Source organism: Streptomyces sp. AMJ-169, from assembly GCF_055597585.1.
Map to the genome: position 1 here is coordinate 254,876 of NZ_JBVLTJ010000001.1, position 12,673 is coordinate 267,548.

The following is a 12,673-nucleotide window of genomic DNA, read 5'->3' on the forward strand; positions in this document are numbered from 1 at the left end:
TGCGTCAGCGGATGCTCTGCGCGAACCGGAACAGCCCGTGCCGGTCGTACTCCCGCTTCACCCGCACCAGCCGCCCGTAGTTCTCGGCGTAGTACGACCGCTTCCAGTCCGGCAGCCGCGGATCGATGAAGTTCTGGTACGTCTCCCCGTTCGAGTACGGATCGACCGCCTTGAACCCGGCGTCCACGAACCGCCCGGCGGCGGCCCTCGCCTCGGCCGCGACCGGCGCGGACGCGTTGGAGGTGAGGAAGCTGACCGAGTAGAGGCTGTCGCGGTGGACGTACGCGGTCTCGGTGCGCGACAGCGTGTTGACGGCCCCGCCGAGCGCGGAGATCTGCAACTGCCGCGCCTGGCCCGCGAGTCGGTCGGCGTCCATGACGTCGAGCGCCTTGGCCCACCCCTCGCGCGGCATGGCCGCACCGAACAGCCGGCTGCGCCACACCCCGAACGCAGGACGCGGCAACTGCCCGCCGTCGTCCACGCGATGACACTGCGCCGCCGACAGATCCGCGCACCGGTACAGCGACATCAGCACCGACCGGTACGGCGCGGTGAACCCCTGCCGGAACGCGGGCTGACGACCGACCAGCGAGATCAGCCGCTCGACCTCGGCCGCGAACGCCGGGCCGGTGTCGACCGACCCGAGGAACACGGTCGTCGCCGGCACCTTCCCCGGCGCCGCGTCCTCCAGCGTCACGTTCATCCCGCTGCCGATCGACACCGGCGCGTCCGCCAGCCACCGCGTCCAGCCGTCCAGCATGTCCTGCGCCTGGTCGTAGGGCCACGACAGATTGACGGCCGCGATATTCGTCAGCGCGGTCGGCGTGAACGTGTACGACGTGACGATCCCGAAGTTGCCGCCCCCGCCGCCGCGCAGCGCCCAGAACAGGTCCGGGTGCTCCTTCGGCGAGGCCGTCACGACCCGCCCGTCGGCCAGTACGACCTGCGCGGACGTCACCTTGTCCGAGGCCATCCCGATGCTGCGGGTGAACAGGCCCATGCCGCCGCCCAGCAGGAACCCGCCCGCCGCGACCGTCGGACAGTAACCGCCCGACACCGCGAGCCCCTTCGGCGCCAACGCCTCCAGCAGATCGACGAGTTGGGCGCCGGGGCCGATCACCGCGCCGCCGCTGCCGACGCCGATCGAGTCCAGCCCCGACACGTCGACCACGAGCCCCGGCGTCGTCGAGTACCCGCCCGCGCTGTGCCCGCCGCTGCGCGCGGCGACCGGCAGGGCGTGGTCCTGGGCGAACTTCAGGCACAGCGCGACATCGGCGGCCGACGTGCAGTACGCGACCCCGCGCGGCGAGGTGTCGTCGAACTGGATCTGGTACAGCTGCTTGGCAGTTGAGTAACCGCTGTCGGCGGGCAGCACCAGCCGCCCCTGGAGATGCCGGCGCAACTGGCCCCAGCTGCCCGGGGAGTTGGCGCGAGCGGCGGCCGACGGCAGTACGACGCCGGCCAGCGCGGCCCCGCCCGCACCGGCGAGGAAAGCTCTGCGGTTGAGCATGTTGGGAGGTCTCTTTCGTGGTTCGGGATGGGTGAAAGGTGGTGCGCCGACCGGCCGTTGGGGCGTCAGCCCTCGGACCGGTCCAGCAACTGCCCCAGCACGGCGCCCAGTTCGGCCGCCGGATCGGCCACCGCGCCGGCGCTGCGCCAGGCGACGTGGTTGTCCGGGCGGACCAGCAGCGCGCCCTCCTCGCCGATGCCGGCGACCTCGCCCCAAGTGCCGTCGGCCGGGATGTAGTTGTCGCCTATACGGGCCGTGGCCAGCGGCACCGACAGCTTCTCGGCGACCTGCGCGGCGGCTTCCGTCCAGGCGGTGCCCTGGGCGCCGGTGAGCAGGGCGAAACCGGTTCCCGCGAGGTCGTGCGTGGACAGGCGGCGCCCGCCGTGGTCCAGCCAGGCGTGCGGGAGGCGGTGACCGGGGCGGCCCGTCGGCTCGTACACGTCGCCCAGGGGCGCGCGGGCCGGCGGGGCGGTGCCGTCCGGGACGACGGCGCCCTGCGCGTAGGCGTAGCCCAGCTCGACGTCGTGCGCCTGGCACTCGGCGCGGTGCGTCGCGAAGATCTCCGCCGCGCGCGCCCGTTGGGCCGCCCCGGTCGGCGCGGGCGCGAAGTACCCGAAGAACACCGGGGTCCGGCGCTCCGGCGGGACGTGCGCGCCGAGGCCGACGGCCGCATCGATGACGACCTGGTGGTGCGAGGCCGCGCCCATCGCCCAGCCGAGGTTGAACTGCCCGACCGGCCTGCGCTCGGCCTCGTAGGTGTCCAACAGGTCTTCCGTGGCACGCCCGTTGAGGATGGCGGCCAGCTTCCAGGCGAGGTTGTGGGCGTCCTGGACGCCGGTGTTGAGACCGAGCCCGACGGCCGGCGGCTGGCGGTGCGCGGCGTCACCGGCGAGCAGGACACGGCCGTACCGGTAGCGCTCGGCGAGCACCGCCTCCACCGTCCAGCTCGTCACCTCGTGCAGCGTCAACTCCAGCTCGGGCAGGCCGAGTACCTCGCGGACGCGGGCGGTGACCGCCTGTCCGTCGGTGCGGTCGACGCCCGTGAGGGAGACGTGAAGTCCCCACTCCTCGCAGTGTTTTCCCCATGTCGGGCCCATCTCGATGAGCGCGCTGGAGAGGTCCTGGCGGTAGGGGTTGAGGAACCAGGTGATGATCGAGCCCTCGGTCCACCACGGCGACAGGTCCGCCGAGAAGTAGACGGTCGTCGCGTCGAACAGGGCGGGCAGGCCCTGCATTTGGACGCCCAGCGCGGGTCCGACGGTCCGGCCGCCGTCGGCCGCGACGACGTACCGCGCGTGGACGGTCGTCGTCCCGCCGCTCGCCGTGTCCCGGAGCTCGGCGGTCACCCGCTCGCCCTCGTCGGTCAGCGACAGCAGCTCCGTCCCGAACCGCACACCGCCCGGATTCTGTTGCTCCGCATGGCGTTTGAGGATCGGCTCAAGCCGCACCTGCGGCAGCTTGGCCGGCAGCTCGGGCCCCGCCGCCGTGTACCGCTCGCGCAGCGCGCCGCCGCCGAAGCCGTCGAGTTCATGGATGACGCGCCGGTCCAGCGGGCCCGCCCCGGTGAGCGTCGTCTGCCAGCGGACCGTGCCGAACTCCTCGGGCGGGGCGGCGACTTGGGCCACGGAATCGGCGATGCCGTGCTGGCGGAAGATCTCCGCCGTGCGCTGGTTGAGATAGTGCGCCTTCGGCAGGGCCGATGTCTCCGCCCGCCGCTCCACCAGCAGATGACCGACCCCGTGATCCGACAGGAACACCGAGGCGGACAGACCGCACCCGCCCCCGCCGACGATCAGAACCGGGACGTCGAGAGTTCCCATGACTGTCCTTTCTCCTGGAACAGGGTTCACACCGGATTCGCGAGCGCGCCGTCGGACAATTGCATGATGTCCATGACCTCGTCCCGCCATCGGTAATAGGACTGGAGCTTGTAGTACTCGCCGTCGGGAAGAGAAGCGACCGCGTACACGAATTTCGGCTGCGGGGTGGACCGCATCACGTGCGCGACGAAACGCTCCACCTTCGGATCGAGGGCGACGGGAAGTTCCGCCGGATTCGCGGTCGCCACGGCGAAACAGATCCGCTCCACCTCCGGCTCGTCCCAATTCAGCGTCACATACACCCCGAACGCCTTTTCCCCGAGCGCCAGCATCTGCGCGCTCGGCGCCGCCTGCCCGGTCTCGCCCAGCACCGCCCGCGTCACCTCCGGCGCGACGCCGGCCGCCGGGAGTTCGCCGAAGTAGATGTTCACCGTGCGGCTGCGGTAGTCGATCCCCAGCAGCCCGGCCGAGTCACCCAGCGCGTACCGCCCGAAGAAGCCGAGGCTCTCCTTCAGCGCCCGGGGCATCGAGGGCAGCTCCGCGAGTTCCGTGAGCGGCTGGAGCGCGTCCCTGGGGAAAACCACCCAGATCTTCTTGAATCCGCCGACGACACCGAAGTCGATTCCGTAACCGTCGACGGGGAAACGCTCACCGATCTCCGCGAGCAGTTTCCCGGCGGGGTGCTCGGTCTCTTCGATCAGGCCATTCCGTACGGCGGTCTCATAAGGGTCGGTGGACGTCGGGACGGTGAACCGGCAGTCGAGTTCTCCCGCCCCGCGCGTCCCGGTGGAGACCCGGAACGCTATAACGGCGTCGGCGAGCCCTTCGCCATACACCCGGAGAAGGGGCAGGACTTTCTTCCGCTCGCACGGGACGTCCAGCAGTGCGGCCGATTCCTCGACCGCCGCATAAAGCAGTTCCACCGAATCCTCCATCGCGCTGCCTTCCACTCGACGCTCCATACGGAAAGGCTGGGGGAGGGGGCTTGGGGGTGACTTGCCGTCGGCTTGGCGGGAGTTGGGGGAGGGGGCGGCAAGTTGGGCTGAGGGAAGGGGAGTTGGTGGCGGGCGACAAACAGGGCTGAGGCGAGGGGAGTTGGGGGAGGCGGAGGCAAGCAGGGCTGAGGGAAGGGGAGTTGGGCTCGTAGTCATTTGCCGCGTGGCGAGGGGGCGGGCATGCCGACGACGGACGGGAGCCGCCGGCCACGGCCCCCGCCCGTCATCTCCCCGAACCACCGGCCACGGCCCCCGCCCGCCATCTCCCCGAATCAGACGCCCGCCCGCCCTCCGGCTCCCCCTGGATCTCCCGCCGGCGTCCGCCGACCGAGGCGTGAACTCCCCCCACCCCAGCCCTAGTTGCTCAAGAAGCCGCCGCCCCCTCCGCCAACCGCCGCGACAACTCCACCCGCCGCGTCTTCAGCGTCGCCGTCCGAGGCAGCTCCGCCAGTGGTATCTGGACCGGCTCGCCCAGCTGCGGATACCCGGCGACGGCCGCGCGCCAGCGGTCGAGGTCCAGCGGCCGGTCCCCGACCGTACAGACGACCGGCACCCCCTCCCCCTCCGGCCCCCGTACGACGACCAGTTCGGCCAGTTCCGCCAGCCGGTCCAGAACGAGATCCTCGATCTCCAGACTGCTGCCGACCCCGGGGATGACGTCGAACTCCCGGTCCAGCATGTGCAGACAGCCGAACCGGGTCCGGTACCCGACATCACCGGTGCGCCACCAGCCGTCGTGCACGTTCTCGTCGTACCGCTCCTGCTCGCCGTGGTACGACTTGGCGATGCCGTCCCAACGGGCCTCTATCGCACCGGGGTTGGCCGGGGACGGGCGTCTGCCGTTCTGGCTGACCAGGCGGACGCGGGCGCTGCCGGGCAGCGGGTAGCCGACGCAGCGGCCGTCCATCCGGCCCATGTGGCGCCGGAAATAAGGGCGTCCGACGGCGGGACCGACCTCGCTCTGGCCGTAGATCTGGAAGAACTGCGGCGAGCGGCGCCGGGAGGCGTCGAGGAGGCGGCGCATGGTCCGCGGGTGGATCGCGTCGAACGTGCTGCTGAAGTACTTGACCGAGGCGAACGGCTCGCGCGGGTCGTCGGCCAGACTCTCCCACGCCAGAAAGGAGTTGGGCAGCGCCTCGATCAGCCCGGGCCGGTGCCGGGCGAAGAACTCGGCGACGTCGTCGGGGGCGCCCTTGTTGACCAGCAGCACCGGCAGCCTCTTCGCGAGGCACAGGGACATCGCCGCGAACATCCGGGAGTGGCCGAACGCGATGTGGATGGCGACGGTCTCCTTCCGCCGCGGCAGCGCCAGCAGGAAGAGCTGCGGGCGCAGCCGGGCCCGCATGGTGCGCGGGGTGTGCACGACCAGCTTGGGCAGTCCCGTCGTACCGGAGGTGTGGGTGATCATCGCGGGTTCGTCGAGACCCTGGAACACGGGCCTGATCACAGGGGAGTTGAGCAGGTCGCGCAGTGAGGTCACCCCGGGTCCGGCCGCGTCGACGCTGAGCACGCTCGCGGTGAGGCCGGCGAGCGGGACGCCGGAGAGTTCCGTCAACTTGCCTGCGTCCGTGAGGAGATGGGGTTTGTCCAGACGCTCGAGCAGGGCGGCGATCGTCGCCGGGTCCAGCGCGTGCGACAGCATCACCGGCACCGCGCCGGCCCGCGCGATCGCCGTCGCCAGCAGCCATACGTCGAAGTTGGCGCCCTTGTGCACGACGACCCGTTCCCCGGGACGCACCCCGGCGGCGGCGATCCGGTTCGCCAACTCGGCGACGTACCAAGCGAGTTCACCGACGGTCAGCCGCCGCCCGGCGTCCGGCAGCACATCCAGGTCATGGTCCAGAGTGAGCGGTACAGAGCCGTCCCGCGCCGCCGCCCGCTCCGGCACGACCCCGAGATACAGCCCACGCTTGTCCAGCGGATCGCGCCTCATAAGACCTCCGTCCGGCCCCCACCCCTCCCGAAGCGAGGGCCCCCTTCTTCCCGATGCCGTGCGGCGCGGCCAGCATTGGGTGGGGGGCTTGGGCTTGAGTGGCGGGGGAGTTGGCGAGGGCTTGGCGCGAACCTCGGCGTGAACCTCAGCGCGAACCCCAGCGCGAACCTCAGCGAAAACCCCGGCGCGCTTCCGAGCGCGGGCGGCGAAACGGGCGGGACCCCGGAAAGAGGCCCCGCCCGCGACGGACAACTCAACCACCCCCAGCGGGAGTTGGCTCAGATATCCCGAAAGATCTCGATCTGCGCCCCGATCGAATTCAACCGCTCCGCCAGATCCTCGTACCCCCGATTGATGACATACACATTCCGCAGCACCGACGTCCCGTCCGCCGCCATCATCGCGAGCAGGACCACGACGGCCGGCCGCAGAGCCGGTGGGCACATCATCTCGGCGGCCCGCCAGCGGGTCGGGCCCTCGACCAACACCCGGTGGGGGTCGAGGAGTTGGAGGCGTCCGCCGAGGCGGTTGAGGTCGGTGAGGTAGATCGCGCGGTTGTCGTAGACCCAGTCGTGGATGAGGGTCTTGCCCTGCGCGACGGCCGCGATGGCCGCGAAGAAGGGCACGTTGTCGATGTTGAGGCCGGGGAACGGCATCGGGTGGATCTTGTCGATCGGCGCCTCCAGCTTGGAGGGGCGGACGGTCAGGTCCACCAGGCGCGTACGGCCGTTGTCGGCGACGTACTCGGGGCTGCGGTCGTGGTCCAGCCCCATCTCCTCCAGGACCGCCAGCTCGATCTCCAGGAACTCGATGGGTACCCGGCGGACCGTGAGCTCGGACTCCGTGACGACGGCGGCGGCCAGCAGGCTCATCGCCTCGACCGGGTCCTCGGAGGGGGAGTAGTCGACGTCGACGTCGATGGTCGGGACGCCGTGCACGGTCAGGGTCGTCGTACCGATCCCGTCGACCCGCACGCCCAGCGCCTCCAGGAAGAAGCACAGGTCCTGGACCATGTAATTGGAGGAGGCGTTGCGGATGACGGTCACGCCGTCGTGGCGGGCGGCGGCGAGGAGGGCGTTCTCGGTGACCGTGTCCCCGCGCTCGGTCAGCACGATCGGCCGGTCGGGGCGCACCCCCCGGTCGACCTGCGCGTGGTACTGCCCCTCGGTCGCCGCGACGTCGAGGCCGAAGCGGCGCAGCGCGATCATGTGCGGCTCGATCGTGCGGGTGCCGAGGTCGCAGCCGCCGGCGTACGGCAGCTTGAAGCGGTCCATCTCGTGCAGCAGCGGGCCGAGGAACATGATGATCGAGCGGGTGCGTACGGCGGCGTCCGCGTCGATCGCCGCCATGTCCAGCTCGGCCGGGGGGATCAGTTCGAGGTCGACGCCTTCGCTGATCCAGCGGGTGCGGACGCCGATGGACTGGAGGACCTCCAGGAGCCGGTAGACCTCCTCGATGCGCGCGACCCGGCGCAGCACCGTACGGCCCTGGTTGAGCAGCGAGGCGCACAGCAGCGCCACGCACGCGTTCTTGCTCGTCTTCACGTCGATCGCGCCGGAGAGGCGGCGGCCGCCGACGACGCGCAGGTGCATCGGGCCGGCGTAGCCCAGCGACACGATCTCGCTGTCCAGCGCTTCACCGATTCGGGCGATCATCTCAAGGCTGATGTTCTGGTTGCCCCGCTCGATCCGGTTGACGGCGCTCTGGCTGGTGCCGAGGGCTTCGGCCAGCTGAGCCTGTGTCCAGCCACGGTGTTGCCGGGCGTCACGGATGAGCTTGCCGATGCGTACGAGGTAATCGTCTGCCATGAGGCCGAGGTTATCTCAGATATGAGATGCCGCATCCCGAGTGGCCTGTCCGGGTCACGACTTTGACGGACCATCAATGAAACAGCATGAAAAATCCGTCAAATCCCGCCAATTAGTACGCCTGCTTCGGGCTCTCCGCCACCTCGGTACCCCCTTACGGGTGATTCCGTCCCGAGGGGCCGACCGGGTGGCTGGGGCTCAGCGCGGTGTGAGTCGGGCGACCGTTCCGATCTCCAGGGCTGTCCAGATCGCGCCGTCCGGGCCCAGGGTGATGCCGTGTGGTTCGGAGGCCGGGCTGGGGAGGTCGTGTTCGTCGATCCGGCCGTCGGGGGTGATCCGGCCGATGCGGTTGGCTCCCCATTCGGTGAACCAGCAGTTTCCGTCGGCCCCGGCCGTGATGGCGTGCGGGCGGGACGCGGGGTCGGGCAGGGCGAATTCGTCGATCTTTCCGTCGAGCGTGATCCGTCCGATCCGACCGGCGCCGATCTCGACGAACCACATGGCTCCATCGGCGCCGGCGGTGATGCCGACCGGGGCTGCGGCCGGTGTGGGCAGAGGGTGGACGGCGACGTGACCGTCGAGTCCGATGGCGCCGATCGCGTTCGCCTGGTTCATCGTGAACCACAGTCGGCTGTCCGGGCCGGTGGCGATGGCGGACGGGAAGGCTCCCGAGAGCGGGAGGGGGAACTCGGTGACGTCACCGTCGAGTGTGACGCGGCCGATGCGGTCGGCGCTCGCTTCGGTGAACCACAGTGCCCTGTCGGGGCCCGCGGTGATGCCGAACGGCCCGGCGTCCGGCGTCGGCAGCGGGAACGAGCTGATGTCTCCGGCCGTGGTGATGCGGCCGATCCGGTGGCCGCGGAATTCGGTGAACCACAGCGCGTCGTCGGGTCCTGCGGTGATGATCGACGGTCCGCCGGAGGCGGGTTCGAGCTGGTAGGAGGTGGTGTCGCCGTCGGTGGTGACCCGGCCGATCCGTCCGTGGTGGACCATGGTGAACCACAGCGCGTTGTCGGGGCCGCAGGTGATTCCGTAGGGGCCGGCGTCGCTGCCGGACACGGGGAATTCTGCGATCGGATGGGCCGGACGGCGCGGCATAGGGCGGGTTCCTTCGTCGGCGGGCGGGGTGGAGTTCGGGGTCCGCGGATGCTATCCAGAGCGCTCCCGTGGCCGCCTCTGGTTAATGCCGGGGTGCTTGGGTGGCGGGTGCGGTCTCAGTCGGTCTGGTTCGGCTCTGGGGATGCAGGTCGGCGATGCAGGGTTCCGCATCGCGCGCTCCATCGTGGCGAATCGGTGCCGAGCGAATCGGACTCGTTCACCTGAGGCCGGCGTCGGTGGAGGAGCAGGGCACGGATGGTCGCGCTCCCGGACCGGGCGGTCTCGCGGATATGGAGGGCCGGTTCAGGGCGGTCGGCCGGACGCGCGTTCACCGGCCGGCTTGTCGAACAGCAGGTAGAGCGTGCGCTGCGAGGGCGCCTCGATGCCCTCCGCGTCTTTCGCCGGCGAAAGACGAACGGCTGCGAAGCGATCCCCGCGACCCCGGGACCGAAGTCCGTCAGCACCGATGACAGCGGTCACCCCCACCCGGGCATGACCAATCACCCCCCATGTACTAGAGTTATCTCGACATCGAGATATCTGCCGAGGCGCACCGCGAGCCGCCCCCCGTAGTAAGGGTTACCTAACTTAGCCCTACCTTAGCGGATCGGCCAAGTAGGTGTGGCGGCAGGATGCGGTGGTACGCGCACATCAATGAAGGAGACTGTCGTGTCGGCGAACAGCTTCGACGCCCGCTCCACGCTCAGCGTGGGCGACGAGTCGTACGAGATCTTCCGGCTGGACAAGGTGGAAGGCTCGGCTCGCCTTCCGTACAGCCTGAAGGTCCTGCTGGAGAACCTGCTCCGCACGGAGGACGGCGCGAACATCACCGCCGACCACATCCGCGCCCTCGGCGGCTGGGACTCGCAGGCCCAGCCCAGCCAGGAGATCCAGTTCACGCCGGCCCGCGTGATCATGCAGGACTTCACCGGCGTCCCCTGCGTCGTGGACCTCGCCACCATGCGTGAGGCCGTCGCGGCGCTCGGCGGCGACCCGGCGAAGATCAACCCGCTCTCCCCGGCCGAGATGGTCATCGACCACTCCGTCATCGCCGACAAGTTCGGCACCAACGACGCGTTCAAGCAGAACGTCGACCTGGAGTACGGCCGCAACAAGGAGCGCTACCAGTTCCTGCGCTGGGGCCAGACCGCGTTCGACGACTTCAAGGTCGTCCCCCCGGGCACCGGCATCGTCCACCAGGTCAACATCGAGCACCTCGCCCGGACCGTCATGGTCCGTAACGGCCAGGCGTACCCGGACACGCTGGTCGGCACCGACTCGCACACCACCATGGTCAACGGCCTCGGCGTGCTCGGCTGGGGCGTCGGCGGCATCGAGGCCGAGGCCGCGATGCTCGGCCAGCCGGTCTCGATGCTCATCCCGCGCGTCGTCGGCTTCAAGCTGACCGGCGAGCTGCCCACCGGCACCACCGCCACCGACCTCGTGCTCACGATCACCGAGATGCTGCGCAAGCACGGCGTCGTCGGCAAGTTCGTCGAGTTCTACGGCGAGGGCGTCGCCGCCACGAGCCTCGCCAACCGCGCCACCATCGGCAACATGTCCCCGGAGTTCGGCTCCACCGCCGCGATCTTCCCGATCGACGACGAGACGCTGAACTACCTGCGCCTGACCGGCCGTTCGGCTCAGCAGGTCGCCCTCGTCGAGGCGTACGCCAAGGAGCAGGGCCTCTGGCTGGACCCGAAGGCCGAGCCCGACTTCTCCGAGAAGCTGGAGCTGGACCTCTCGACGGTCGTCCCGTCGATCGCCGGTCCGAAGCGCCCGCAGGACCGCATCGTCCTTGCCAACGCCGCTCAGCAGTTCGCGCTCGACGTGCGCAACTACGTCGACAGCGCCGACGAGTCGGGCAAGGAGTCCTTCCCGGCCTCCGACTCCCCGGCCGGCGCCAACGGCGTCCCGTCCAACCCGGTCACCGTGACGGCCCCCGACGGCTCGACGTACGAGATCGACCACGGCGCGGTCACCGTCGCGGCGATCACGTCCTGCACCAACACCTCCAACCCGTACGTCATGGTCGCCGCCGCGCTCGTCGCGAAGAAGGCCGTGGAGAAGGGCCTGACCCGCAAGCCCTGGGTCAAGACCACCCTCGCCCCGGGCTCCAAGGTCGTCACCGACTACTTCGACAAGGCGGGGCTCACCCCCTACCTCGACAAGGTCGGCTTCAACCTCGTCGGTTACGGCTGCACCACCTGCATCGGCAACTCAGGACCGCTGCCGGAAGAGGTCTCCAAGGCCGTCAACGACCATGACCTCGCGGTGACTTCGGTCCTCTCCGGCAACCGGAACTTCGAGGGCCGCATCAACCCCGACGTCAAGATGAACTACCTCGCCTCCCCGCCGCTGGTCGTCGCGTACGCCCTCGCCGGCTCGATGAAGGTGGACATCACCAAGGACGCCCTCGGCACCGACCAGGACGGCAAGCCGGTCTTCCTCGCCGACATCTGGCCCTCCGAGGCCGAGGTCAACGACGTCGTCGCGAGCGCGATCGGCGAGGACATGTTCGCCAAGTCCTACTCCGACGTCTTCGCCGGCGACCTCCAGTGGCAGTCCCTGCCCGTCCCGACCGGCAACACCTTCGAGTGGGACGCCGAGTCGACCTACGTCCGCAAGCCCCCGTACTTCGAGGGCATGGAGCTGGAGCCCGCGCCGGTCAGCGACATCGCCGGCGCCCGCGTCCTCGCCAAGCTCGGCGACTCGGTCACCACCGACCACATCTCCCCGGCCGGCGCCATCAAGGCCGACACCCCGGCCGGCAAGTACCTCACGGAGCACGGCGTCGAGCGCCGCGACTTCAACAGCTACGGCTCGCGCCGCGGCAACCACGAGGTCATGATCCGCGGCACGTTCGCCAACATCCGCCTGCGCAACCAGATCGCGCCGGGCACCGAGGGCGGCTACACCCGCGACTTCACCCAGCCGGACGCGCCCGTGTCGTTCATCTACGACGCCTCGCGCAACTACATCGACCAGGGCATCCCGCTGGTCATCCTGGGCGGCAAGGAGTACGGCTCCGGCTCGTCCCGCGACTGGGCCGCCAAGGGCACCGCGCTCCTCGGCGTCAAGGCCGTCATCACCGAGTCCTACGAGCGCATCCACCGCTCCAACCTCATCGGCATGGGCGTCCTCCCGCTCCAGTTCCCGGCCGGCCAGAACGCCGAGTCCCTCGGCCTCACCGGCGAGGAGACCTTCTCCTTCACCGGCGTCGAGGAGCTCAACAACGGCACCACCCCGAGCACGGTGAAGGTCACCACCGACACCGGCGTCGCGTTCGACGCGGTCGTCCGCATCGACACCCCCGGCGAGGCGGACTACTACCGCAACGGCGGCATCATGCAGTACGTCCTGCGCAGCCTGCTCCGCAAGTAGCAAGCAAGGCTCACCAGTTGAGGGCCGCATCCCGGGTGACCGGGGTGCGGCCCTTCGCCGTTTTCGCCCCGTTACATCGGCCCGCCTCAGGCTGAACACAGGATTCCCCCAGCCGATCGGGACAC

7 protein-coding genes are annotated in these 12,673 nt (G+C 69.9%); 1 reads left to right on the forward strand and 6 read right to left on the reverse strand.

The window, feature by feature from the left end; all coding sequences use genetic code 11:
* Positions 1–4: 4 nt before the first annotated feature.
* The 6 genes from ACYUD3_RS01055 to ACYUD3_RS01080 all read right to left on the reverse strand — a co-directional run bounded on the left by ACYUD3_RS01055 (position 5) and on the right by ACYUD3_RS01080 (position 9,164).
* On the reverse strand, positions 5–1,510 hold the full coding sequence (locus tag ACYUD3_RS01055; protein WP_470961940.1) for an FAD-binding oxidoreductase: 1,506 nt from the start codon (positions 1,508–1,510) through the stop codon (positions 5–7).
* Between the two features lie 65 nt (positions 1,511–1,575).
* The gene (locus tag ACYUD3_RS01060) at positions 1,576–3,330 is read right to left on the reverse strand and encodes an FAD-dependent monooxygenase (RefSeq protein ID WP_470961943.1); all 1,755 of its coding nucleotides are present in this window, start codon (positions 3,328–3,330) and stop codon (positions 1,576–1,578) included.
* A 26-nt stretch (positions 3,331–3,356) separates the two neighbouring features.
* On the reverse strand, positions 3,357–4,292 hold the full coding sequence (locus ACYUD3_RS01065) for an aromatic prenyltransferase (protein WP_470961946.1): 936 nt from the start codon (positions 4,290–4,292) through the stop codon (positions 3,357–3,359).
* Positions 4,293–4,689: 397 nt separating this feature from the next.
* Entirely contained in the window at positions 4,690–6,258 is a 1,569-nt protein-coding gene (locus ACYUD3_RS01070; protein WP_470961949.1) for a class I adenylate-forming enzyme family protein, read from the reverse strand.
* A gap of 278 nt (positions 6,259–6,536) precedes the next feature.
* Positions 6,537–8,066, reverse strand: coding sequence for a helix-turn-helix domain-containing protein (locus tag ACYUD3_RS01075; protein WP_470961952.1), 1,530 nt, complete (start codon positions 8,064–8,066; stop codon positions 6,537–6,539).
* 198 nt (positions 8,067–8,264) lie between these two features.
* Positions 8,265–9,164 carry a Vgb family protein gene (locus ACYUD3_RS01080; protein WP_470961955.1) on the reverse strand — a complete coding sequence of 300 codons (900 nt, stop codon included), beginning with the start codon at positions 9,162–9,164 and terminating at the stop codon, positions 8,265–8,267.
* 669 nt (positions 9,165–9,833) lie between these two features.
* On the opposite strand from ACYUD3_RS01080, the gene acnA reads away from it, so the two are divergent.
* Complete coding sequence (gene acnA, locus ACYUD3_RS01085; RefSeq protein WP_470961958.1) at positions 9,834–12,548, forward strand: aconitate hydratase AcnA; 2,715 nt, start codon at positions 9,834–9,836, stop codon at positions 12,546–12,548.
* Positions 12,549–12,673 lie beyond the last annotated feature (125 nt).